The following is a 21,864-nucleotide window of genomic DNA, read 5'->3' as shown; positions in this document are numbered from 1 at the left end:
ATTGTGCATGCGGACGCTCCTTTCCTATTGGACTGACGATCTCACGCGCCTCTGAGCGTCAGGTGCAAGGTCTCGGCGAAGCGGTCGGGATAGGGCGCAAAGCCCATATGGTCGCCGGGGAAGGCGGCGCGTTTGCTGCCGAGCCTGTCGGCCAGCGCCTTGCCCATGCCGTCGATCGGCTGGCCGATGGACTCTTCGCCGATGCCGACCACGACCGGGCGGCCGCGCAGCGCCTCGATATCAGGACGGTAGAGCGACAGCGGCATGACGCCATGCGCCAGCCAGTATTCGAAATTGCCGCTGACCCTGGCAAAGGTCTCGGCCTCCTCGGGCGACGGTTCGAACGAAGGCGGTCCGTCCTGCGGCCCGGCTTCATCCTGACCCGGCCCTTCCGACAGGCTGTTCTCGCTGAAGAATTTCTGCATCGCCGCCTCGACGCCCTGGCTGCGATAGGTGTCGTGCAGGTCGCGCATGCCGGCCAGTGACGGCGACGGGTCGTCGAGCAGCATCATGCTGGGCGGCTCATGCGCCACCAGCGCACGAACCCGGCCGGGATGGCGGGCGGCGAGGTTGAGCCCGATCTGGGCGCCGCCGCTGGTGCCGAACACATAGGCCGGTCCGGCGCCAAGCGCCTCGATCAATCGCGCAGCATCGTCGCCATGGACATCGAGGTCCTGCTCTTGCGGCTCTCCGTCGAAGGTGCTGCGCGAATTGCCGCGCGGATCATGGGCGACCACCGTGTAGCGGTCGGCGAGGTGGCCCGCGACATCGGCGAAGACGCCGGCGTCCTGCGGTCCGCCGGGGATTATCAACAGTACGGGGCCGGAACCGCGCATCTCATAATAGAGGCTGGCGCCCGGTACTTTCAGCGTCGACGTTTGGGGGGTCATGTCCATCTCTCCTGTTGTTCTCATGTCAAAGTTCGGCTTTGCGCCGGGTCCGATCATTTGCTGGCGACAACCATGCGGTTGCCCTCGCTGTCGCGGAATTCGGCGACCGTGCGGCCCGGCTGCCAAGGCGCTTCCTGCGGCTCGGTGATGATTTCGACGCCGCGCGCCTTCAGGCCCGCGACCGTTGCCTCGACATCGCCATCAACGAGCACCAGCACGGGCTCAGTGCCCGGCGTGTCATCGGGGCGTTTGACGAAATGCAAATTGGTGACGGCGCCGGGAAATGTCAGCTCGATCCAGCGCCAGCCGCTGTCGCCCATCAGCTGGTCCGCCGCCACCTGGCAAGCAAGATGTCCGGTGTAGAAGGCCTTGGCGCGGTCCTGGTCGAACACCGGCAATTCGGCAAACTGGATGTGCATGATGGGTCTCTCCTGCTCCTGGACGGCTGCCGCGCAGCCGTCGACGGGAAAGACGATCCGGACGATCGAAAAGATTCGCCGGGCGACGAATCTTTTCGAGGCCGCGAAACGTCTTCTCTGTGCAGAGTTGAAAAACAGGAGACGACAATGGGCTACAATCTCATCCGCTACGGCGTGAGGGACGAAAGCATCGCCGAGAACCGTATGCTGGTTGCACAGGTGTTCGAGGCGCTCGACGACACGAAACCGCAATCCGTGCGCTACCTCGTCCTGGAACTGGAGAATGGCGAGTTCATCCATCTTGTCAGCCAGGATGGCGACGGCCTGACCGGGCTCGCAGCCTTCAAGGCCTTCAGCGCCGATCATGCCGGGCGCCGCTCGACGCCGCTTGCCAGATCGCCGGCAAAGATCGTCGGCAATTATCGTATGCTGGCCGGCGAGGTCGTGCCGGCTTGAATGCAAAGACCGGCATCTTGGGAACGGACAGGATGAACACAGCAAAACTCGACCGCGTGGCCCTGGAGGCGATGCTCGGCTCCTTGCGACCGAAGCTGCACCGCTACTGCGCCCGCATGGCCGGCTCGGTGATCGATGGCGAGGACATCGTCCAGGAGACACTGATCAAGGCACTGCAGGCCATCGACGGCGACGCCGCCGTCGAGCGTCCGGAGCAATGGCTGTTCCGCATAGCCCACAATGCCGCGCAGGATCATCTGCGCCGGCGCCAGCGGGAGCAGGCGCGCATGAGCGAGACCGACATGACGACGATCGAAGACCCCTCCGCAAGCGCCGATGCGAGGCTCGCCACCGCCGCCAGCCTGCGAAGCTTCATGCAGCTGGCAACAGTGCAGCGCAGCGCCGTGATCCTTGTCGACGTGCTTGGCCTCAGCCTGCACGAAACCTGCGAAGTGTCCGGCGCGACACTGGCCGCGACCAAGGCGGCGCTGCATCGCGGGCGGTCGCAGCTGCGCCTGCTGGCCTCACAGGAGGAGCAAGCGCCTGCCCCAAAACTTGACATCAACGACGAGCGGCGCCTGCGCCGCTATGTCGACCTGTTCAACGCGCGCGACTTCGACGCCGTGCGCGCGTTGATCGCCGAGGATATCCAGCTTGAAGTCGTCAACCGCACCCGCATGCGCGGCAAAGCGCAGGTTTCCAACTATTTCGGCAATTACGACCGTGTCCAGGATTGGGCGCTGTCGCTCGGCTTCGTCGACGGCAGGCCGGCCATCCTGATCCGCAACCCGCAAGCGGGAGATGACGCCGTGCGCGGCTTCATGCTGGTCGACTGGCAGGATGGAAAGGTCAGCCATATCCGCGATTTCCGCTACGCGCCCTATTGCCTTGCCGATGCGGACATCCGCTTCATCGACGAGTAAGCATCGGCCAGAGAGCGCGGGCTTCGCGCCTCAGGCGAAGCTTTGCAAATTGGCGTCCTGCAGCTTGGAGCCGGCGAGCAAGGCCTCGAGCACCTGCTTCTTGAGCGACAGGCACTGCGAGCGGGCAAGCTTTGCGATGGCCGAGACTTCGGCCAGCTCGCAGGCAAGCACCAACTCCTTCTGCTGGCCGATGATCGCTTGCGTGAAGTCGCGCGATTTGAAGCCGAGATGGAGGACACGCTCCGACTGGTCGAGCGTTTGGTCGAGCAGGCGAACCAGCCGCAGATTGCCGGAGAGTTCGGCCAGGGCCAGGCGAAAGGCGCGGTCGGCCGCCAGAAAGGCGACATGGCTGCGCAGCGTCTCCGGCTTCAGCACCTTCTGCGCCGCCAGCCTGATGTCGTCGAGCCCGCGTTCGGTGAGGTTTGCCGCGGCCACCCGGAACACTTCCGGTTCGATCAGGCTGCGGACGTCGAAGATCTCGTTGACGTCGCGCAGGCTAAGCGGTGCGATGACATAGCCGCGGCGCGGCTCGCTCTTGATCAGCCCTTCCTGCGTCAGGCGGGCCAAAGCCGAGCGGATCGTCGCCTTCCTGATCTGGTAGCGGTCGCCGATCTGCTTTTCGGTCAGGCTTTCGCCGGGTTGCAGGACGCAGGCGACGATGTCGCTCTTCAGCTGCTCATAAGCTTCCTCGCTGCGCAATATGTCGGCGGTCGACGGCGCCTTGACGGCGGACGGTGACACTGATTTCGGAAGAGCCATATCTGCCTGCCCGTTTGGTCTGCCCGCGTAGTCTGCTTGCCCGTTTCGACCATCCGGTTGACGGGTCTGCCGGCATTCGCTAGCCTGAAGCATCTCAGTTGTATTGGTTGAGCTTCCCAATGGAGATGACGACAAATGCCTCTTGCCGCCAACTCGCCTCTTTACGCCGTAACCGCCGATATCGTCAACGCAGCCAAAGGTGCTCATGCATTCGAACGGGTCAAGGCGGTGCTGCGCGAACACACCGATCGCTTCCATGCATCAGGCGTGCTCGCGCATGAGGAAGACGACGATGAGGTGCTGCTGCATGCCAGCCCTGACTTGACCATCTACCACATCACGCTGTCGCCCGGCCTGCAGTACCCGCCGCACAACCATCTGATGGATGCGCTGATCGGCATCTACAAGGGCAGCGAGACCAACTTCATCTATCCCATCGACGGCAGCGAGATCGATGCGCCGGAACGCCACGACGTCGCGGCGCCCGCGGTGGTGCATATGAACCCGGATACGGTGCATGCGGTCGCCAACACCGGCAGCGCCCGCTCGGGCGCACTGCATGTCTATCTCGGCAATCTGACGGAGACCCACCGCCACATGTGGAGCCCGGACAGCACCCACGCCGAGCCGTTTGACAATGAGCGGTATCTGGCTGGAGCGAGGCCTATTGGGCCCTGATCCGGGAAAGGCGGAAGAAAAGTGAGCGTGCTGCGCGGCGGCGTGAATGAGCATTCAGCGTCGCTGCGCCCAGATAACGGTCGCCGCGTACTCTCCCGTTTCAAGAACATCGCAGCGCGTTTATAGCGCAGTCAGGCTGACGACTGGGGTAATAAATGAAGAAGCCCGGAATAGGCGGCGTCCAGTTCTCCAGCACTCGAATGAGGCGGTGCTCGGCAACGTGTTCCGCGACCTGCTCTTCATATGTGAGCTCAAAGACCGGCTAGCGGATCGCAGGAAATCACAGTTTCGGCGGAAATGGCGCGCCCGAAGAGATTCGAACTCCTGACCCCCAGATTCGTAGTCTGGTGCTCTATCCAGCTGAGCTACGGGCGCGCAACAGGCCATGCTTTACATAGCCCCGCTAACCGATCCTGACGACCGGCCGCGACAAGACGTGTTCCCTAGCGACTGAATTTCCGAAAAGCAAGCCAATCCGGCAAAAGTTTTGTCGCAGCTGCTTTCGACGGTGTCGATCAAGGTGTGCTGAGATTCAGCTAAAGTCCGGCTTCGGCTGAATATCAATACTGCTCAGGCCGGGCGGCGCAGGCCGTTGCGGGCCTGGTCGAGGCGGACCGGCTGGTCGGGGATGGTGACGGCGAAGGTGGTGCGTCCGCCGATCGATTCGACCAGCTCCACCGTGCCGCCATGGGCGCGGATCAGTTCGTGCGCGATGGCCAGGCCAAGGCCGGTGCCGCCGCTGCGGGCCGAGCCGCGAAACGCCGCGAACAGGTTTTCTCGAGCCTTCGCCGGCAGGCCGGGACCGGTGTCGGTGACAATGATGCGGCTTACGCTGCCTATGCGCTCGGCCGATACGGCGAGCCGGCGCACCAGCGCGCTCTCGGCGTCGGCCGCCATCGCCTGGACCGCGTTGCGACAGAGATTGGTGAGCACGCGAAACAGCTGGTCGGAATCGGCATCGACCTCGAAGGCGAGCTCGACGGCATTGACGAATTCGATGCCGCCCTCGATGTCGAGCAGGCCGTGGACGTCGTCGACCAGCTGGCGCAGCCGCAAGCGGCGGCGTGAGGGCGCCGGCTCCTGCGTGCGACCATAGTGGAGCACGCCTTCGGAATAGGAGACGGCTCGGTCGAGCGCGCGCAACAGCTTTGGCGCGAAGGCCTGCACCGTCGGGTCCTTGACCAGGCGCAAGCGGTCCGACATCAGCTGCGCCGAGGCCAGGATGTTGCGCATGTCGTGGTTGATCTTGGAGACGGCGAGGCCAAGGTCGGCAAGGTGCTTCTGCTCCGACAGCATCTTTTGCAGCCGTTCCTGCATCTGCGACAGTTCGCGCTCGGCAACGCCGATCTCGTCGGCGCGGGCGGCCGGGTGGATGATGCGCCCTGGATCGTCGGGCGCCTCGGAGAAGGACAGCATCGAGCGCGTCATGGTGCGGATCGGGCCGATCATGATCAGGTCGATCGCGGCATAGACCAGCATTGCGGTGAACAGCGAGATCAGCAGTGAGACGAAGGCGACGTTGCGCGAATAGCGCAGCATGGCGTTGCGCAGGGAATAGTCGGGCATGATCAGCTCGAATTCCTTGTCGCTGTCGCCGACCGGGCCGAACACCCGCAGCATGCGCTTGCCGCCGAAGAACAGCGTATCCAGCGCCCCGGTCATGCCCTTGATCATGCCGACATTGGCGATGTCGATGTGCTCGTCGACCTGCGGCGGCATCTCGGCCACCACCAGCAGGCGCGATACGCCGCCGTCGCGCACCGCGATCGCCTTGGCGCCGATTGCCATCAGCACGTCGTTCTGGGCGGCGCGGGAGAGCGAATTGGGCTCGCCCTGCACCAGCACGATCGACACCGCGGCAGCGGTGCTTAGCCGCTCCTTCAGCCAGGCCAGGCGGTAGCTGGCGATCCAGGGCAGGAAAATGAGGACTTCGGCCAGGAGCACGAAGACAATGGTGAGCAAGAGCAGCTTGGTCGACAGGCCGCGCGCCAAGGGCACTGAACGATTGGGCACCGAACGGCTCGCAACCGGGCGAACGGTCGCCGGGCTGGCATCGGCTGTCGCCGGGCCGCTCCCTTCATCCGCTGATGCAACTTCGCTCATTAAGGCCTGTCTTCACAAACGCTTGATCGGTTGAGATTAGGTGATTGCGGCTTTTTTGCCAATTTCATCCTTCGTTGGACGATGGTGCCAGCAATAAAGATAGCCTCGAACTGGGTGTTCGCGCCGCGACGAACGGGGTGTCGCGTCGTGACGAACTGGCAGTTCGCACTGCGACGAACTGGCGTTCGCGCTGCGACGAACTCATAGTTCGCGCTGGATTGACTCCCAAAACCCTTCTTTCTATAAGCCGCTCACGCTCGGGCCATTCGTCCCGGCGCGGTTTCGATCGCGCCAATGCCGGCCCGGCAAAGCTCCTGTTACACAGTGACAGAATCAAGAAGGGCCGCACCCCGCGGTATTAAAACAAATGAAGCGTACCTACCAACCGTCCAAACTCGTCCGCAAACGCCGGCACGGTTTCCGTGCTCGCATGGCCACCAAGGGTGGTCGCGGCGTCGTCGCAGCTCGCCGCAACCGCGGCCGCAAGCGGCTCAGCGCCTGAACGGAAGACGAGATCGTTGCCCGCAACCGGCAAGCCAGTGGGACCAAACCCCAAGCGGCTTCTGAAACGTGCGGAATTCCTGGCCGTCCGCCGCGGTGAAAAGCGGCGCGGGCGGCTTTTTCTCGTTGAAGTTCTCGACCGCAAAGACGGTCTGCCGCCGCGCGTCGGCTTCACCGTCACCAAGAAGGTCGGCAATGCGGTTGTGCGCAACCGCGTCAGGCGGCGGCTGAAAGAAGCCGTGCGCACCCATGCCGCAAGTGACATGGCGCCCGGCAATGACTATGTCATTGTCGGGCGTGAAGACGTGCTCACCATTCCGTTCGGCCACTTGAAGGCCGAACTCTCCCGCCGTCTCAGCGGAACACGATAGGCCAAGGGCTTTCGATGGAAAATAACCGGAACTTCTACATCACCATCGTCTTGTCGGTGCTGATCCTCGGGCTGTGGCAATATTTCTATGTGCTGCCGCGGAGCGAACAGCAGCGCGAGGCGGCCCGCATCGAAGAGCAGCGGGCGGCGGAGCAGAAGAAGGCGGCCGAGGCCGCCAATCCCGGCGGCACGCCGGCGCCCGCGGCGCCCGGCGCCATTCCAAACGCGCCCGGCACCTATGTCACGACGCCGGAAGGCCGCGCGCAGGAAGTGGCCAAGACGGCCCGCGTCAACATCGACACGCCGAGCCTGTCGGGCTCGATCAACCTCACCGGCGCCCGCCTCGACGACCTAAAGCTCAAGCACTACACCGAGACGGTCGACAAGACATCGCCGCAGATCCAGCTGCTCAATCCGCAGGCGCTGCCCACCGGCTATTATGCCGAGATCGGCTTTGTCGGCAGCGACACGACCGGCACGGTGCCGGGCCCGGAAACGGTCTGGAGCGTCGACGGCAATGCGACGCTGACGCCGGCGACGCCAGTGACGCTGACCTTCACCAACGACAAGGGCCTGACCTTCAAGCGCACGATCTCCGTCGACGGCGACTACATGTTCACCGTTTCCGATGCGGTGCAGAATTCAGGCTCGACCCCCGTCACGCTGTCCAATTACGGCCGCGTCATCCGTTTCGACAAGCCGGCCGTCGCCAGCTCCTATGTGCTGCATGAAGGCCTGATCGGCGTCACGGGAACCGAAGGCCTGCAGGAGCACAAATACGCCGACATCGAGAAGAACAAGCTCTATACGCCGAGCAAATCGACCGATGGCTGGCTTGGCATCACCGACAAATATTGGGCGGTCACCCTGGTGCCGACCGAGAAGCAGCCCTTCCAGCCGCACTATGCCTATTACGACAATGGCCGCCCGCGCTACCAGTCGGACTTCCTCACCGACCCGATCACCATTGCCGCCGGCCAGTCGGCGACGGTCGAGACCGAGATCTTCGCCGGCGCCAAGGAAGTCAACAAGATCAACGCCTACGCCCAGGATCGCCAGATCAGGCTGTTCGACCGGCTGATCGATTGGGGATGGTTCATCTGGATCACCAAGCCGATGTTCTACCTGATCGACACGCTGTACAAATTCTTCGGCAATTTCGGTCTGGCCATCCTTGCCACCACCGTCGTCGTCAAAACCCTCTTCTTCCCGCTCGCCAACAAATCCTATGCGTCGATGGCGAACATGAAGAAGGTGCAGCCCAAGATGCTCGAGATCCGCGAGAAATACGCGGACGACAAGATGAAGCAGCAACAGGCGATGATGGAGCTGTACAAGACCGAGAAGATCAATCCGCTCGCCGGCTGCTGGCCGGTGGCGCTGCAGATCCCGGTGTTCTTCTCGCTCTACAAGGTGCTCTACATCACCATCGAGATGCGGCACGCGCCGTTCTTCGGCTGGGTCCAGGATCTGGCCGCGCCCGATCCGACCTCGGTCTTCAACCTGTTCGGCCTGCTGCCCTTCGCGCCGCCGGCATTCCTGCCGCATATGGGCGCCTGGGCGGTGGTCATGGGCATCACCATGTTCCTGCAGATGCGCATGAACCCGACGCCGCCGGATCCGACGCAGGCGCAGATCTTCACCTGGATGCCGGTGATCTTCACCTTCATGATGGGCAGCTTCCCGGCCGGCCTCGTCATCTACTGGGCCTGGAACAACACGCTGTCGATCCTGCAGCAGGGCGTGATCATGAAGCGCCAGGGCGCCAAGATCGAATTGTGGGACAATCTGACGGCATTGTTCCGAAAGAAACCCTCGCCAGCTGAATAAACAGCGTGGCAATCAAAGCCCCGGCTCGTCCGGTGTTTTTTGTGGACGAGGCGCGCATCACGTTCCCGTGAGGCGCGAAACTTGCGGCGTGCAACCGGCGTGGCTGCTGCTTGTACCGCCAAGGCCGATCAACACCGATCAGCTCTAATCCGAAGACCGCTGTTTTTGATCCGTGACCCCGTCATGTCCATCGCGGGGATGCGGCGCGTGGAATGGGCATTCGCCTTTAAATATTTGTTATCATTATCCTTTTTTACTCTGCACCGAAACTTTCCCGCAATCGCCGCGTAACTCTTCCCGACAATCGAATCAACAATTGTCGCACCAGAAGGGTTCTCCAATGGCAAAGTCCATCCTCAAGGCATTCTGCTTTTCCGCCGGCCTGGCTCTATCGGGCCTCGCAGCTACGACGGCCTATACGCTCGCCAATCCCGCCGTTGGCGGCGCTGCGATGCTGACCTCGAAGAACATCGTCGAGAACGCCCTCAACTCGCCGATCCACAAGACGCTGGTTGCCGCCGTCAAGGCCGCCGGCCTGGTCGACACGCTGGAAAGCGCGGGACCCTTCACGGTGTTTGCGCCGACCGATTCCGCCTTCAAGAAACTGCCGGCCGGCACCGTCGCCACGCTGGTGAAGCCCGAAAATAAGGACAAGCTGACCAAGATCCTGACCGCCCATGTCGTGGCCGGCAAGATCTCGGCCAAGGATATGATGACCAAGGCCAAGGCGATGGGTGGCAAGTATGAAATGAAGACCGTCAGCGGCGACACGCTGATCGCCGAGGTAAAAAAAGGCGCGCTTTATATCGTCGACGAATCCGGCGGCGCCGCCAAGGTAACGGTCGCCGACGTCAACCAGTCGAACGGCGTCATCCACGTCGTCAACAAGGTGCTGTTGCCGAAGTAACGGCTTTACGCAACGGGGAATGACGGCGGGCTGCGACGGGCTTTCTCGGTCTGCCTTCCCCACCTCACGAGGAGGTGCCATTCTTTTGAAGCCGTCTTCGACACCACCGGGGTCCTGCTTGTCCTTCGCAGGGCCCCGTTTTTTTGTTTCAGGGCGCCTTAGCCGACGGCGGCGGTCGACCTGATCGTGATCTGCCGCGGCACGAACTGAACATCGAAGCCCAGCAGGGCTCGCTCATCGGGCGATTGGTGCTATAGGGCGGATCACGCCATCTCGAATGGCGGCTTTAATTTGCGCCACTCTCGACGGATCTCGCCATGGACGGACCCAACCCAGACATCAAACACCCGATCCCGATGCACACCCGCGTCGGCTTCCTCAAGCCCCTGGTCACCGCGCCGAATATCGAGATCGGCGAGTTCACCTACTATGACGATCCTGACGGACCGGACAAATTCGCCGAGCGGTGCGTGCTGCATCATTATCCCTTCATCGGCGACAAGCTGATCATCGGCAAGTTCTGCGCCATCGCCGAGGGCGCGCGCTTCATCATGAACGGCGCCAACCATGCCATGTCCGGCTTTTCCACCTATCCGTTCAACATTTTCGGCCATGGCTGGGAGCAAGGCTTCGACCCGAAGACGTGGTCGCAGGAACTGCGCGGCGACACGGTGGTCGGCAATGATGTATGGATCGGCATGGATGCGGTGATCATGCCCGGCGTGTCGGTCGGCAATGGCGCCATCGTGGCGGCGAAATCGGTGGTGACGCATGACGTGCCGGCCTATGCGATCGTCGCCGGCAATGCGGCAAAGGTGGTGAAGATGCGTTTCGACGACAGGACGGTCAGGCGGCTGCTTTCCGTGGCGTGGTGGAACTGGCCGGTGGACAAGATCGGCCGCAACCTCAACGCCATTCGGGGCGCCGATATTTCCAGGCTGGAGGCAGCGATTTGAACGCGCTGGGCAACACCGTCATCGGAACCGACCTGTTCACCAAGGGGTGGATCTTCATCCGCGGCGTGCCGGCGATGAAGTTCCTGCCGCCGGAGGGGCCGCCGGAGATCGCCTTTGCCGGCCGCTCCAATGTCGGCAAGTCGTCGCTGATCAATGCGCTGGTCGGCCATAACGGGCTGGCGCGCACCTCCAACACGCCGGGGCGCACGCAGGAGCTCAACTATTTCGTGCCGGGCGGGTTTTCCGGCGAAGGCACCGACTTGCCGCCAATGGCGCTGGTCGACATGCCGGGCTACGGCTATGCCAGCGCGCCGAAGGAAAAGGTGGACGATTGGACCAAGCTGGTCTTCGACTATCTCAAGGGCCGCGTGACGCTGAAGCGGGTCTATGTGCTGATCGATTCCCGCCATGGCATCAAAGCCAAGGACGACGAAGTGCTGTCGCTGCTCGACAAGGCGGCGGTGTCCTACCAGATCGTGCTGACCAAGACCGACAAGATCAAGGCCGCCGGCGTGCCGCAGCTGATCGAAGAGACATTACTGAAGATCAAGAAGCGGCCGGCGGCGTTTCCGTTCGTGCTCGCCACGTCGTCGGAAAAGGGCGAGGGTCTGGACGAACTGCGCGCGGCGATCGTGCTGGCGGCCAATGGCGGTTAAAAGCAACTCCGGGAAAAGTGTGAAGCGGTTTTCCGTCCGGAGTTGCGAAAAAAGACCTTTGGCTAACTAGGCCTTTGCCTTGGACTTCGCCTCGAGCGCGATCATCTGGTGGCTTTCTTCCTCGGCAAGCTTTTCAGTGCCGTAGGACTTCAGGAACAGGCTGACGCCCGACCGCACGATGTGGTCGATTTCATCCTGGCTCGGCGCCTTGGTGCGGTAGGCGAAGATGCACTGGCGAAACAGGCCGGCGAGGCACAGTTCGGTGAATTGATAGGCGGCAAGATCGACATCATCGATCTTGAGCAGGCCGCGTTCGATGGCTGCATTGAGGAACTTGACCACCTTGTCGTGGCCGCGTTTGGGGCCGCGTTCGTAAAACCGCGCGCCCATGTCGGGTATCCTGTCGGAGGCGCCGATCACGGTGCGTTGCGCCTGGATGACCTTGGCCGAGGTGATCTTCATCGACAGCACCTTGCCGAACTTCACCAGCGTCTGGCGCAGATCGTCGGCGCGGTCGAGCATGTCGTACATGTTCTTGAAGATGGTGCCGCGCTCTTCCTCGATCAGCGCCTCGAACAGCTCTTCTTTGTTGGCGAAGTAGACATAGATCGTGCCCTTGGAGACGCCAGCCTCGCGGGTAATGTCGTTCATCGACGCCGCTTCGAAGCCCTTGTCGATGAACACGCGCCGCGCGCCCTCGATAATCTGGCTGCGCTTGACCGGATCCTGGCCCGCCGCCGGGCGGCCGCGACGCGCACTATCCAGCACATCGCACCGATCATTTTCGACGTCGGGTAACGTGTCGGCCATTAAAGTCACACCTCGCGAAATAATTCGAACCGATCGGTTCGATTGCTCTTGATATGGGCCTGCTTTAGCGCTATGTCAACGTTCGCATCGAACCGAACGGTTCAGTATAACACATTTTCCTTATGTAGCTACGGTAGCGAGATATCATGTCCTCGAACACGCCAACCACCGCCGAAGTCCGCCCCTTTCCCAACGCCAAGGTCTCGCCGGTTATCGAAGCGCCGGAAGCGCCCATCAAGCCTGCCGCCGAAGTTTTGGCCGAGGTGCCGGCCAAGAAGAAGCGGTCGGCTCGCTCGTTCATGCTGCCGATCATCGGCCTCGCTCTGCTCAGCGCCGGCGCCTGGTATGGCTATAATTACTGGACCGACGGCCGGTTCCTGATCTCGACCGACGATGCCTATGTCCAGGCCGACATGTCGTTCGTCTCGCCGAAGATTTCCGGCTATGTCGATCAAGTCAAGGTCTCGGAGAACCAGCAGGTCAAGGCCGGCGATCCGCTGCTGACGATCGACGACGGCGACTACAGAATAGCCGTTGCCCAGGCGGAGGCGCAGATCGCCACGCTGGCCAAGACGCTCGACCGTATCGACGCGCAGACCAAGGCGGCGCAAGCTTCGCTGCAACAGGCGCAGGCGCAGAAGGTCGCCGACCAGGCGGCAGCCGACAACGCCGCTCGCGCCCAGCAGCGCGCCGCGCAACTGGTCAAGACGCATGTCGGCACACAGGCGCAACTGGACGATGCCCAGACCGCTCTCGACCAGGCCAATGCGGCCCTTGTCGGCGCCGACGCGCAGATTGCAGCCGCACAGGCCAATATCGGCGTGTTCGAAGCGCAGCGCGCCGAATCGGCCAGCACGCTGGCTTCGCTGCGGCTGAACCGCGACAAGGCCGCGCGCGATCTGTCCTTCACCGTGCTCAAGGCGCCTTATGACGGCGTCGTCGGCAACCGCTCGGTCGAGCAGGGCGACCTCGTCAGCCCCGGCCAGAAGCTCGCCGTCGTGGTGCCGCTGGACAAGCTCTACATCGTTGCCAACTTCAAGGAGACGCAGCTGGCCAAGCTGGTGCCCGGCGAGAAGGTTCGGGTCTCGGTCGACGCCACGGACGGCCATGATTTCGAAGGCACGGTGTCGTCGCTGGCGCCGGCTTCGGGTGCCGTGTTCTCGCTCCTGCCGCCGGAAAATGCCACCGGCAACTTCACCAAGGTGGTGCAGCGCATCCCGGTTCGCATCGACGTCCCGGCCGATGTGCTGAAGGCAGGCAGGCTGCGCGCCGGCCTGAGCGTCGTTGTCGCCGTCGACAGCCGCACGGCTCCGGCCGCGGCGAACTGAGCGAAAGCCGGGAGCAACGCCATGGCAACCGCAACCATAACAGCAGGAGCGGCGCCGGCCATGCCAGCGGTGCCGACGACCATCTCGACGCGCCGCCTCATCGCCTTCCTGGCGATGGTGTTCGGCATGTTCATGGCGATCCTCGACATCCAGATCGTCTCAGCCTCGCTGGCCGAGATCCAGGCCGGCCTCAGCGCCAGTTCCGACGAAATCCCATGGGTGCAGACCGCCTATCTGATCGCCGAAGTGGTGATGATCCCGCTGTCGGGCTTCCTCAGCCGGATGCTGTCGACGCGCGTGCTGTTTGCAGGCGCCGCGGCCGGCTTCACGGCGGCCAGCGCGCTGGCCGCGACCGCCACCAACATCGACCAGATGATCGTCTACCGAGCCATCCAGGGCTTTATCGGCGGCGGCATGATCCCGAGCGTTTTCGCCGCCGCCTTCACCATCTTCCCGCCGTCGCGCCGCGCCATGGTGTCGCCGATGATCGGCCTGGTGGCGACGCTGGCGCCGACCATCGGCCCGACCGTCGGCGGCTATATTAGCCATGCCATGTCGTGGCACTGGCTGTTCCTCATCAATGTCATTCCAGGCATTCTGGTGACGGTCACGACCTGGACCCTGATCGATTTCGACAAGCCCAATCTCGGCCTGTTCAGCAAGTTCGACTGGTGGGGCCTTGCCGGCATGGCGGCGTTTCTCGGCTGCATGGAATATGTGCTCGAGGAAGGTCCGAACCATGACTGGCTGCAGGAACAGGCCGTGTTCATCTGCGCCATCATCATGGTTGTCGGTGCGGCGCTGTTCTTCTGGCGTGCCTTCACCGCCGAGGAGCCGATCGTCGATCTCAGGGCCTTCACCAACGTCAATTTCGCCTTCGGTTCGCTGTTCTCCTTCGTCATCGGCATCGGCCTGTACGGTCTGACCTATCTCTACCCGGTGTTCCTCGGGCGCATCCGCGGCTACGATTCCATGATGATCGGCGAAGCCTTGTTCGTCAGCGGCCTGGCGATGTTCGTCACTGCGCCGATTTCCGGCATCCTGTCGAGCAAGATGGATTTGCGCATCATGATGATGATCGGGCTGTTCGGCTTCGCTGCCGGCACATGGTGGATGACGCATCTGACCGCCGACTGGGATTTCTGGGAATTGCTGATCCCGCAGATCCTGCGCGGCAGCTCGATGATGCTGTGCATGGTGCCGATCAACAACATTGCGCTCGGCACCTTGCCGCCGGACCGGCTGAAGAACGCGTCGGGCCTGTTCAACCTGACCCGCAACCTCGGCGGTGCGGTCGGCCTTGCCGTCATCAACACCGTGCTGATCGATCGCAGCGCCTTCCACTACGCCAGGCTGGCCGAGCATGTGGAATGGGGCAGTGCGGCGGCGCAGACCAAGCTGCAGAACATGACGCTCGACTTCCAGCAGACTCCCGGCCTCGACGCCACCAAGGCGGCGATCTCCAAACTGTCGGGCATGGTCCAGCAGCAGGCGTCGCTGCTGTCGTTCATGGATGTGTTCACCATGCTGACCGTGCTGTTCGCGACCATGGCGGTCTTCACCCTGGTCATCGCCAAGCCGGCGCCGCCCGCGGGCAGCGGCGGCGGAGGCCATTGAGCGCGCCGGACCCCCCGCCTGGCGCGCTCATGTGTGACCCCGGAAATCACCCCCGATTTCCGGGGTCACGCTTAAGCATCGATCGTTGTCAAGCTCCTTGGTCGAACACCCGGCGCGCTATGCTGCGGCAGGCGGCCCAAACCATTTGGTCAGCGAGTCGGTTAGCCCGGCTGCTTCAGGGCCGCCGACCCAGGCCACATAACCGTCAGGCCGGACCAGCACTGCGCGTGGGGCTTCGACTGCCCCCAGCACCGGAAGCTCCCATGCGCCATCGTAGCTGGCGTCGACCAGCTGAATCCGCTCCACCCACTGGCCGATACCAAAAGCGCCGGGCTCACCAAGATTAAGCAGCAGCGGCCGAGCGTCATGCAGCAGGGCGAAAACCGGCAGCGGACCGGCAGCGGTGACGAGGTCGAGATCCGGCATGCGACGCCCCAGCAGCGGATGCCCCTCGCCAAGATCGTAGTGGATGTCCAGGCCGGACAACATGCCGGCAAAACGCTTGCGCGGCTCTTCCATGCCGAGAAGTTCCGACACTGTATCGCGCAGCGCCTTGGTGCGCTCGTCTTCGCGACGGAGCACGACCGACGCCATGGTGTTTTTCATCACACGCGCGGCAATCGGGTGGCGCTCTGCCTGGTAGCTGTCGAGCAGGCTTTCGGGCGCAGTTTTCCTGACCACCTGGGCGAGCTTCCAGCCCAGATTGACCGCGTCCTGCACGCCGGTCTGCAGCCCCTGTCCACCGTCCGGTGGATGCACGTGCGCGGCGTCGCCTGCCAGCAGCACCCGCCCCTTGCGGTATGAGGCTGCCTGCCGGGTCATGTCGGTGAAGCGGGCCAGCGATGTTGGATTGTGGACGCCGTAATCGGTGCCGTAGACGGCAATGAGCGCCTCGCTGAGCTCATGCAATGTGGGCACGCCGCCGGCCCCGACCTCGCGTTCGGTCACCAGCACCCGTACCGTACCGTCTTCCAGTCTGCTGAGGCCGTGAATTCCGATGGCGTCGCGGTGGATACCCCATTGCGGCTCTTCTGTTACCTCGACCTCGGCAATCAAATTGCTGATTGTCGGCTCGGAACCGGGGAACTCTATGCCAGCCGCCTTGCGCACGAGACTTCTGCCGCCGTCGCAACCGACGAGATAATCGGCACGAAGCGACCCGCCATCTGTCAGCGCGACATCGACGCCGCCTGCATCCTGCACGAAGCCTGTCACCTCGCGGCCACGGTAGACCGTGACGCCAAGTTCATCGACCCAGCAGGCAAGGATCCGCTCTATGTGCTTTTGCCACAGCGCCAGCCCGTAATTGTGGCGGGTGGGGAAGTCGCTGATGTCAAGCGAAACGTCGGCGAAGCCTGCGACCTGTGCGGTCTGGCCTTGCGACAGGAACCGATCGGCAATGCCGCGCTGGTCGAAGATCTCGATGGTGCGCGAATGCAGGCCGCCCGAGCGCGCGCCCGCGAGATCCTGGTTCTCGCGCCGCTCGACGATGGCGACATCGATGCCGGCCAGGGACAGTCCGCCGGCCAGCATCAACCCGGTCGGGCCGCCGCCGGCGATCACCACTTGATGGGAGATACGCGGCCGGTCCGCATCAACACCGCCGGTCGATTTGGAGGTCGATTTGGGCTCGCCGTCGCGAGCCCGTGCTTCAGTTCGTTGCATAGGTTCTGGCCCTCTCGTTAAGGGCTGCGGAATCTACGCATAAAAAGCCGTCTGCCAATTCTTGAAGTTGACTGTTTTCGCCCCATTTCAAGAGATAGGGGGCGGTCGTCACACCGGCGCCAAATCCCCACCCCGCTAAAAGACGCCGAACGGTCAGGCAGTGGCCGGCTTGAAGCTGAGCGCAACGCCGTTGATGCAGTGGCGCAGGCCGGTGGGTGCGGGACCGTCATCGAAGACATGGCCGAGATGACCGCCGCAGCGGCGGCAATGAACCTCGGTGCGGGTCATGCCCAGAGAACGATCCGTGGTCTTGCCGACGCTGTTGGCGATCTCCTGCCAGAAGCTCGGCCATCCGGTACCGGAATCGAACTTGGTCTCCCAGGAATAGACCGGCAGGTCGCAGCCGGCGCAGGCGAAAATGCCTTTGCGGTGCTCGTTGAGCAGCGGGCTGGTGCCGGGATATTCGGTGCCTTCCTTGCGCAGCACATTGAAGGCTTCATCCGACAGGATGGCGTGCCACTCGGCGTCGGTCTTGGTGACCTCGAAGGTTTCGGCAGCTCTGGCGGACTGGGTTCCGCCCAAGCGTAGCGTTGCCAAGGCGCCGGCGACGGCCGCAAAGGCGACGCCACTCAAAAGCAAGTCGCGACGGTTCATGACGGAAATCCTCCTGCGGATCATTTTGCCAGATTTGGCCGCCACTGGAAAATCAAAAGCCGGTGACGGTTGCCCTGCAAACCGAACGCTCCAAGCCGGCTCCGCGTTTTGTGGCGGACGGCGTGGAGCGCTCGGAAGATTGCGCGGCCCGCGAAGGGGGAGCCGCGCAATCAGAGAGCTTACCGCCTGTTCGTCGGCGGCAGGGGCTTTGTTACATCTTCGGCAGCAGGACCTTGTCGATGACGTGGATGACGCCGTTCGACTGCTCGACATCGGCGATCGTGACATTGGCGACATTGCCGTTCTCGTCGGCTACGGTGACCTTGCCGCCATCGGCCTTGAGCGACAGCTCGCAGCCGCCGACCGTCTTGACCTTGTGGGTGCCGCCATCGGCCTTGGCCATCGAGGCGACATCGGCGCCCATCGCCTTGGCGCCGATGACATGGCAGGTCAGGATCTTGGTGAGCTTGTCCTTGTTCTCGGGCTTGAGCAGCGACTCGACCGTGCCAGCCGGAAGCGCGGCGAAGGCCTCATTGGTCGGCGCGAAGACGGTGAACGGGCCGGCGCCCTGCAGTGTCTCGACCAGGCCGGCAGCCTTGACGGCGGCGACCAGTGTCGTGTGATCCTTCGAATTGACGGCGTTCTCGACGATGTTCTTGTTGGCGTACATGGCGGCGCCGCCAACCATCGGATTCTCGGCATAGGCGATTGTGGCGAGGGCGGAGACGGCAATGGTACCGGCGAGCAAAAGGGTGGAGATTCTACGCATAGTGTTCGAACTCCTCGGGGTTATTGTTTCCTCTTTCGGGAACATGAGGAGATACGTAATAGAACTGCCTGAGTTTCCGCGCGCCGGGAAAAATTTATCCTTTATCTTGTCGGCGAATTATCTCCGGAGATCGAATCTCTAATCTCCAGCAGCGTATCCAAAACGAAAACAACGGAAGATCTACTTCCGCTGACTTCATTGTCACGTCATGGTTTTACGATCTATCAGATGCCCTTCAGGTCGCCCGCGGCAACGACCGGTCCGGTCGGCTGTCCCGTCGTCGAACCGCCCGTCGGCTCGACGCTGACAGCAAGCACGGCGCCCTGCGCCAGCTTCTGCTGCACGGCCGGGGTAACCGGGATATGGGCGACCTGGCCGGCGGGGATGACGCCCATCGAGACCGGAGCATTCTTGCCTTCGATCATCCACAGTTCGAAGTCCTTGCCGGCGGCGCGTTCGCCCGAAACCAGCGACAGGCCGACATCGCGGCGGGAAGCGTCGTAGACGACAAGGTATTTGACATCGCTGCCTTCGGCAGCCAGCGAGGCGACGAGGCGCTCCTGCGGCACGACGACCGGCGACCTGACGTAAGGCACGGCGACATAGAGCACCAGGGCCGCGAGAGCCGCTGCGGTGAGGCCGCGCCAGAAGCTAAGGCTGGACCACAGGCTGCCGCTCGGGGCCGTCGTCGACGCCGCGGTGGAGGAGAACAGCCGGCGATCGATAGCCGGCTTGATGGTGGCCGGCGGCTCTACCTCAGCATAAGCGGCAGCCATCGGCGAGAGGTTTACTTCCCAGGAATCGACGAGACGGGCAAAGCCGGTCTCCGCGTCGATGCGCCCGGAGGCTATCTGGCGCTCATCCGCCGGCAGCACGCCGAGAACGTATTCGGCTGCGAGCAGGTCGTCGCCTCCACGTTCCGGTCCATTTTCTTCTGCCAGGGTCATCTTTCCAGACATTCTCTAAGTTTCAACAGGCTGCGGCGCAGCCATGTCCGCATCGTGTTGAGCGGAACCTTGTGACGTTCCGCGAGCTCGGCGTAACTTTCGCCGTTCAAATAAGCACCCCGAACGGCTTGCGCCCGGTCTTGTTCCAACTCTTCAAGGCACTGATAGATGCGCTCGGATTCACCGCCCGCAACAACCATAGCCTCTGGCCCCGGACCGGGGTCAGCCACGTCGAGCGCGGCATCGATATCGGCAGCGGGCTTGCGTCGCGACCGGATGCGATCAATCGCATGATTGCGTGCTATGGCCACCAGCCAGGAGATTGGGCTTAGATCGGAAACAGCGAAACGGTCCGCCTTCGTCCACACTTTGACGAAGACCTCTTGCAGCGCTTCTTCCGCATCTCCGCGATCCTTCAATACACGAAGGCACACGCCGAAAAGTTTCGCACTGGTTTGCCGGTAAAGCAGATCGAACGCAGTCCGATCCTTCATCGAGGTCCGGACAATCAGGGTGGAGATATCCTGCGGCGTCATACGGACAAGCTAAGCGATCACGATTTATTTGCAAAGGCAGAAATCTTGTTGTCCACGCAATCGATGTCCGCGCCCGATCGCCAGTAATCGCCGGTCGGTTGCCAAGGAAATCGGCTGTCGTTAGCCTCCCGCAGATAGGGGAACAGCAATGTCGGCCGAACGGATGCTGTGGGAGAACGATGCGACCGGCTTGGCAGAGCTGTTGCACAGAGGCGAGATCTCGCCGCCAGACCTTGTCGATGCTGCGATCGCGCGCGCCGAGGCAACCCGATCATTGCGCATCCGCCGCTTGCCTGAGGCGCCATGGACCCGAAGGGGGCCGACGAGCTCATCGAAAACCTGCTCGACAAATTGCATTTGACCCGTCTCTTGGAGATCAGATCCTTGTTTGGGCAATTGATGGACAAGAGCCTGTGGTTCACCACTGGCCGGCGATCCAGAATGTCAGCGGCCAGCCGTCGATCGCGCTGCCGGTCCATGTCACCGATGCCGGCCTGCCGCTCGGCATCCAGGCCGTCGGCCGCCCCGGCGACGAGCAGGACGCTTTTGTCGCTTGCTGCGCAGATGGAGAAGGTTTCCGGGTGGCTGACGCGGCGGGCGCCGCTCAAGGTGCCGGCCTGATCCGGCAGATTTCATCATCGTGATAGCAAAGCTGTTTGCGGCCTGGGCCAATTCCCGCTAAGACGCCGCCGTCCTTACCCACATCCAGGGAACCATGCCGATGACGGAGATCACCGCCACCGCCGAAATGCAGGCCGCCCTGCTCTCGCGGGCCCTGCCCTATATGCAGCGCTACGAGCACAAGACGGTGGTGGTGAAATATGGCGGTCATGCCATGGGCGATATCGAGCTCGGCAAGGCTTTCGCCCGTGACATCGCGCTGCTGAAGCAGTCCGGCGTCAACCCGATCGTCGTCCATGGCGGCGGGCCGCAGATCGGCGCCATGCTGGCCAAGATGGGCATCGAATCCAAGTTCGAAGGCGGACTGCGCGTCACGGATCAGAAGACGGTCGAAATCGTCGAGATGGTGCTGGCCGGTTCGATCAACAAGGAGATCGTCGCGCTGATCAACGCCGAGGGCGAATGGGCGATCGGCCTGTGCGGCAAGGACGGCAACATGGTGTTCGCCGAAAAGGCGCGCAAGACCATGATCGACCCGGATTCCAACATCGAGCGTGTGCTCGATCTCGGTTTCGTCGGCGAACCGGTCGAAGTCGACCGCACCCTGCTCGACCTGCTGGCGCGCTCCGAAATGATCCCGGTGCTGGCGCCGGTGGCGCCCGGCCGCGATGGCCATACCTACAACATCAATGCCGACACCTTCGCCGGCGCCATCGCCGGCGCCTGCCAGGCGACGCGCCTTTTGTTCCTGACCGACGTGCCCGGCGTGCTCGACAAGAACAAGAAGCTGATCGACGAGCTGACGGTGGCCGAAGCCAAGGCGCTGATCAAGGACGGCACGGTGTCGGGCGGCATGATCCCCAAAGTCGAGACCTGCATCGAGGCGATCGAGCGCGGCGTCGAAGGCGTCGTCATCCTCAACGGCAAGACGCCGCATGCGGTGCTTCTGGAACTGTTCACCGAACACGGCGCCGGCACGCTAATCGTGCCCTGATCGGCAACTGGCTTGGCGGCCAGTTGGTCGGCTGGCCAGCCCTTAGGCAGGCTGGGGCAGGCGCGCGATGACCTTTATCTCGAAGTCGAAGCCGGCTAACCAGTTGACGCCGACCGCCGTCCAATTGGTGTAGGGCGGTTCACCGAACACCTTCAGCCGAACGGCATCGATCACGGGCCATTGCGTTGCCGGATCGGTGTGGAAGGTGGTCACGTCGACTATATCGTCGAACGTGGCGCCCGCTGCTTTCAGCACTGCCGCGAGATTGTCGAAGGCAAGCTGGACCTGCTTTTCGAAGACAGGTTCGGGCGACCCGTCCTCGCGGCTGCCGACCTGGCCCGAGACAAACAAAAGATCGCCCGATCGGATTGCAGCAGAATAGCGATTGATCTCGTAGAGAGCCTGCCTGCCGGCAGGAAAGATCGCGTCACGTTTGGTCATTTTCACTCCATTGTCCGGGGCACTCACATACGTC

General features: G+C 62.8%; 25 protein-coding genes, 1 tRNA gene and 1 pseudogene. 13 read left to right on the top strand and 14 right to left on the bottom strand.

From position 1 onward, the window contains the following. Positions 1-41 precede the first annotated feature (41 nt). Positions 42-890, bottom strand: a complete 849-nt coding sequence (locus NKH38_RS10090) for an alpha/beta fold hydrolase (protein ID WP_352759392.1) — start codon at positions 888-890, stop codon at positions 42-44. Between the two features lie 53 nt (positions 891-943). Then, the gene (locus tag NKH38_RS10085; protein WP_352759395.1) at positions 944-1,309 is read right to left on the bottom strand and encodes a VOC family protein; all 366 of its coding nucleotides are present in this window, start codon (positions 1,307-1,309) and stop codon (positions 944-946) included. 147 nt (positions 1,310-1,456) lie between these two features. On the opposite strand from NKH38_RS10085, the gene NKH38_RS10080 reads away from it, so the two are divergent. After that, positions 1,457-1,765 carry a hypothetical protein gene (locus NKH38_RS10080; protein ID WP_023739767.1) on the top strand — a complete coding sequence of 103 codons (309 nt, stop codon included), beginning with the start codon at positions 1,457-1,459 and terminating at the stop codon, positions 1,763-1,765. Between the two features lie 32 nt (positions 1,766-1,797). After that, positions 1,798-2,688, top strand: coding sequence for a sigma-70 family RNA polymerase sigma factor (locus NKH38_RS10075; protein ID WP_352759398.1), 891 nt, complete (start codon positions 1,798-1,800; stop codon positions 2,686-2,688). Between the two features lie 30 nt (positions 2,689-2,718). On the opposite strand, the gene NKH38_RS10070 is transcribed toward NKH38_RS10075, so the two are convergent. Then, a complete protein-coding gene (locus NKH38_RS10070) occupies positions 2,719-3,447 on the bottom strand; it encodes a GntR family transcriptional regulator (RefSeq protein WP_023714481.1) in 729 nt (242 codons plus the stop codon). Positions 3,448-3,582: 135 nt separating this feature from the next. On the opposite strand from NKH38_RS10070, the gene NKH38_RS10065 reads away from it, so the two are divergent. Then, positions 3,583-4,125 carry an autotransporter gene (locus tag NKH38_RS10065; RefSeq protein WP_352759401.1) on the top strand — a complete coding sequence of 181 codons (543 nt, stop codon included), beginning with the start codon at positions 3,583-3,585 and terminating at the stop codon, positions 4,123-4,125. Between the two features lie 100 nt (positions 4,126-4,225). On the opposite strand, the pseudogene NKH38_RS10060 reads toward NKH38_RS10065, so the two are convergent. The 3 genes and pseudogenes from NKH38_RS10060 to NKH38_RS10050 form a co-directional block, all read right to left on the bottom strand. Then, positions 4,226-4,369 (bottom strand): annotated as a pseudogene (locus NKH38_RS10060) (LysR family transcriptional regulator); the annotation flags it as partial. A gap of 54 nt (positions 4,370-4,423) precedes the next feature. Further along, positions 4,424-4,500, bottom strand: a tRNA-Arg gene (locus NKH38_RS10055). A gap of 195 nt (positions 4,501-4,695) precedes the next feature. After that, positions 4,696-6,228 (bottom strand): ATP-binding protein, encoded by a 1,533-nt coding sequence (locus NKH38_RS10050; protein WP_023687452.1) that lies wholly within the window; start codon positions 6,226-6,228, stop codon positions 4,696-4,698. Between the two features lie 367 nt (positions 6,229-6,595). Between NKH38_RS10050 and rpmH the strand changes: the two genes are divergently transcribed. The 6 genes from rpmH to yihA all read left to right on the top strand — a co-directional run bounded on the left by rpmH (position 6,596) and on the right by yihA (position 11,448). Further along, positions 6,596-6,730, top strand: coding sequence for a 50S ribosomal protein L34 (rpmH, locus tag NKH38_RS10045; protein WP_008833937.1), 135 nt, complete (start codon positions 6,596-6,598; stop codon positions 6,728-6,730). 16 nt (positions 6,731-6,746) lie between these two features. Then, complete coding sequence (gene rnpA / locus NKH38_RS10040; RefSeq protein WP_023681360.1) at positions 6,747-7,100, top strand: ribonuclease P protein component; 354 nt, start codon at positions 6,747-6,749, stop codon at positions 7,098-7,100. 14 nt (positions 7,101-7,114) lie between these two features. Beyond that, a complete protein-coding gene (gene yidC / locus NKH38_RS10035; RefSeq protein WP_023681359.1) occupies positions 7,115-8,929 on the top strand; it encodes a membrane protein insertase YidC in 1,815 nt (604 codons plus the stop codon). A 340-nt stretch (positions 8,930-9,269) separates the two neighbouring features. Continuing rightward, positions 9,270-9,836 (top strand): fasciclin domain-containing protein, encoded by a 567-nt coding sequence (locus tag NKH38_RS10030; protein WP_023673244.1) that lies wholly within the window; start codon positions 9,270-9,272, stop codon positions 9,834-9,836. Between the two features lie 317 nt (positions 9,837-10,153). After that, the gene (locus NKH38_RS10025) at positions 10,154-10,792 is read left to right on the top strand and encodes a CatB-related O-acetyltransferase (RefSeq protein ID WP_023681358.1); all 639 of its coding nucleotides are present in this window, start codon (positions 10,154-10,156) and stop codon (positions 10,790-10,792) included. Beyond that, positions 10,789-11,448, top strand: coding sequence for a ribosome biogenesis GTP-binding protein YihA/YsxC (gene yihA, locus NKH38_RS10020; RefSeq protein ID WP_023673242.1), 660 nt, complete (start codon positions 10,789-10,791; stop codon positions 11,446-11,448). Before NKH38_RS10025 ends, yihA begins: the two co-directional genes overlap by 4 nt. 66 nt (positions 11,449-11,514) lie before the next feature. On the opposite strand, the gene NKH38_RS10015 is transcribed toward yihA, so the two are convergent. Continuing rightward, positions 11,515-12,258: a TetR/AcrR family transcriptional regulator gene (locus tag NKH38_RS10015; protein WP_023710413.1), complete on the bottom strand. Its 744-nt coding sequence runs from the start codon at positions 12,256-12,258 to the stop codon at positions 11,515-11,517. Between the two features lie 146 nt (positions 12,259-12,404). Here NKH38_RS10015 and NKH38_RS10010 point away from each other — a divergent pair, with 146 nt between their 5' ends. After that, positions 12,405-13,586 (top strand): HlyD family secretion protein, encoded by a 1,182-nt coding sequence (locus NKH38_RS10010; protein WP_023687455.1) that lies wholly within the window; start codon positions 12,405-12,407, stop codon positions 13,584-13,586. Positions 13,587-13,607: 21 nt separating this feature from the next. Further along, entirely contained in the window at positions 13,608-15,203 is a 1,596-nt protein-coding gene (locus tag NKH38_RS10005; RefSeq protein ID WP_023744900.1) for a DHA2 family efflux MFS transporter permease subunit, read from the top strand. Between the two features lie 117 nt (positions 15,204-15,320). On the opposite strand, the gene NKH38_RS10000 is transcribed toward NKH38_RS10005, so the two are convergent. The 6 genes from NKH38_RS10000 to NKH38_RS09975 form a co-directional block, all read right to left on the bottom strand. After that, positions 15,321-16,868, bottom strand: coding sequence for an FAD-dependent monooxygenase (locus NKH38_RS10000; protein WP_352759409.1), 1,548 nt, complete (start codon positions 16,866-16,868; stop codon positions 15,321-15,323). Between the two features lie 153 nt (positions 16,869-17,021). Further along, entirely contained in the window at positions 17,022-17,522 is a 501-nt protein-coding gene (msrB, locus tag NKH38_RS09995; protein WP_023736961.1) for a peptide-methionine (R)-S-oxide reductase MsrB, read from the bottom strand. 211 nt (positions 17,523-17,733) lie between these two features. Further along, complete coding sequence (locus tag NKH38_RS09990; RefSeq protein WP_023744898.1) at positions 17,734-18,291, bottom strand: fasciclin domain-containing protein; 558 nt, start codon at positions 18,289-18,291, stop codon at positions 17,734-17,736. A gap of 224 nt (positions 18,292-18,515) precedes the next feature. Further along, a complete protein-coding gene (locus tag NKH38_RS09985; protein WP_023736962.1) occupies positions 18,516-19,238 on the bottom strand; it encodes an anti-sigma factor in 723 nt (240 codons plus the stop codon). Continuing rightward, on the bottom strand, positions 19,235-19,774 hold the full coding sequence (locus tag NKH38_RS09980; RefSeq protein ID WP_023673234.1) for a sigma-70 family RNA polymerase sigma factor: 540 nt from the start codon (positions 19,772-19,774) through the stop codon (positions 19,235-19,237). The genes NKH38_RS09985 and NKH38_RS09980 overlap by 4 nt, the downstream gene beginning before the upstream one ends. A 120-nt stretch (positions 19,775-19,894) precedes the next feature. After that, positions 19,895-20,131 (bottom strand): hypothetical protein, encoded by a 237-nt coding sequence (locus tag NKH38_RS09975; protein WP_023696029.1) that lies wholly within the window; start codon positions 20,129-20,131, stop codon positions 19,895-19,897. Between the two features lie 56 nt (positions 20,132-20,187). On the opposite strand from NKH38_RS09975, the gene NKH38_RS09970 reads away from it, so the two are divergent. Both NKH38_RS09970 and argB read left to right on the top strand, forming a co-directional pair. Beyond that, complete coding sequence (locus NKH38_RS09970; protein WP_023696030.1) at positions 20,188-20,418, top strand: amidase family protein; 231 nt, start codon at positions 20,188-20,190, stop codon at positions 20,416-20,418. 77 nt (positions 20,419-20,495) lie between these two features. Then, positions 20,496-21,389 carry an acetylglutamate kinase gene (argB, locus tag NKH38_RS09965; RefSeq protein ID WP_013528489.1) on the top strand — a complete coding sequence of 298 codons (894 nt, stop codon included), beginning with the start codon at positions 20,496-20,498 and terminating at the stop codon, positions 21,387-21,389. Between the two features lie 42 nt (positions 21,390-21,431). Here the strand turns inward: argB and NKH38_RS09960 are convergent, their stop codons facing one another. Next, entirely contained in the window at positions 21,432-21,830 is a 399-nt protein-coding gene (locus tag NKH38_RS09960) for a RidA family protein (RefSeq protein ID WP_023687463.1), read from the bottom strand. Between the last annotated feature and the right edge of the window lie 34 nt (positions 21,831-21,864).

It is taken from the genome of Mesorhizobium sp. M1078, assembly GCF_040318615.1.
GTDB lineage: Bacteria > Pseudomonadota > Alphaproteobacteria > Rhizobiales > Rhizobiaceae > Mesorhizobium.
The sequence above is the reverse complement of the archived record's forward strand: the minus strand, read 5'-3'. Positions and strand labels throughout refer to the sequence as shown.

Bases quoted from the DNA above. Each gene is read 5' to 3' on its own strand.
- NKH38_RS10090 (WP_352759392.1), bottom strand. From the start codon at position 890: ATGACCCCCCAAACGTCGACGCTGAAAGTACCGGGCGCCAGCCTCTAT.
- NKH38_RS10085 (WP_352759395.1), bottom strand. From the start codon at position 1,309: ATGCACATCCAGTTTGCCGAATTGCCGGTGTTCGACCAGGACCGCGCC.
- NKH38_RS10080 (WP_023739767.1), top strand. From the start codon at position 1,457: ATGGGCTACAATCTCATCCGCTACGGCGTGAGGGACGAAAGCATCGCC.
- NKH38_RS10075 (WP_352759398.1), top strand. From the start codon at position 1,798: ATGAACACAGCAAAACTCGACCGCGTGGCCCTGGAGGCGATGCTCGGC.
- NKH38_RS10070 (WP_023714481.1), bottom strand. From the start codon at position 3,447: ATGGCTCTTCCGAAATCAGTGTCACCGTCCGCCGTCAAGGCGCCGTCG.
- NKH38_RS10065 (WP_352759401.1), top strand. From the start codon at position 3,583: ATGCCTCTTGCCGCCAACTCGCCTCTTTACGCCGTAACCGCCGATATC.
- NKH38_RS10050 (WP_023687452.1), bottom strand. From the start codon at position 6,228: ATGAGCGAAGTTGCATCAGCGGATGAAGGGAGCGGCCCGGCGACAGCC.
- rpmH (WP_008833937.1), top strand. From the start codon at position 6,596: ATGAAGCGTACCTACCAACCGTCCAAACTCGTCCGCAAACGCCGGCAC.
- yidC (WP_023681359.1), top strand. From the start codon at position 7,115: ATGGAAAATAACCGGAACTTCTACATCACCATCGTCTTGTCGGTGCTG.
- NKH38_RS10030 (WP_023673244.1), top strand. From the start codon at position 9,270: ATGGCAAAGTCCATCCTCAAGGCATTCTGCTTTTCCGCCGGCCTGGCT.
- NKH38_RS10025 (WP_023681358.1), top strand. From the start codon at position 10,154: ATGGACGGACCCAACCCAGACATCAAACACCCGATCCCGATGCACACC.
- NKH38_RS10015 (WP_023710413.1), bottom strand. From the start codon at position 12,258: ATGGCCGACACGTTACCCGACGTCGAAAATGATCGGTGCGATGTGCTG.
- NKH38_RS10010 (WP_023687455.1), top strand. From the start codon at position 12,405: ATGTCCTCGAACACGCCAACCACCGCCGAAGTCCGCCCCTTTCCCAAC.
- NKH38_RS10005 (WP_023744900.1), top strand. From the start codon at position 13,608: ATGGCAACCGCAACCATAACAGCAGGAGCGGCGCCGGCCATGCCAGCG.
- NKH38_RS10000 (WP_352759409.1), bottom strand. From the start codon at position 16,868: ATGCAACGAACTGAAGCACGGGCTCGCGACGGCGAGCCCAAATCGACC.
- msrB (WP_023736961.1), bottom strand. From the start codon at position 17,522: ATGAACCGTCGCGACTTGCTTTTGAGTGGCGTCGCCTTTGCGGCCGTC.
- NKH38_RS09990 (WP_023744898.1), bottom strand. From the start codon at position 18,291: ATGCGTAGAATCTCCACCCTTTTGCTCGCCGGTACCATTGCCGTCTCC.
- NKH38_RS09985 (WP_023736962.1), bottom strand. From the start codon at position 19,238: ATGACCCTGGCAGAAGAAAATGGACCGGAACGTGGAGGCGACGACCTG.
- NKH38_RS09980 (WP_023673234.1), bottom strand. From the start codon at position 19,774: ATGACGCCGCAGGATATCTCCACCCTGATTGTCCGGACCTCGATGAAG.
- NKH38_RS09975 (WP_023696029.1), bottom strand. From the start codon at position 20,131: ATGCAATTTGTCGAGCAGGTTTTCGATGAGCTCGTCGGCCCCCTTCGG.
- argB (WP_013528489.1), top strand. From the start codon at position 20,496: ATGACGGAGATCACCGCCACCGCCGAAATGCAGGCCGCCCTGCTCTCG.
- NKH38_RS09960 (WP_023687463.1), bottom strand. From the start codon at position 21,830: ATGACCAAACGTGACGCGATCTTTCCTGCCGGCAGGCAGGCTCTCTAC.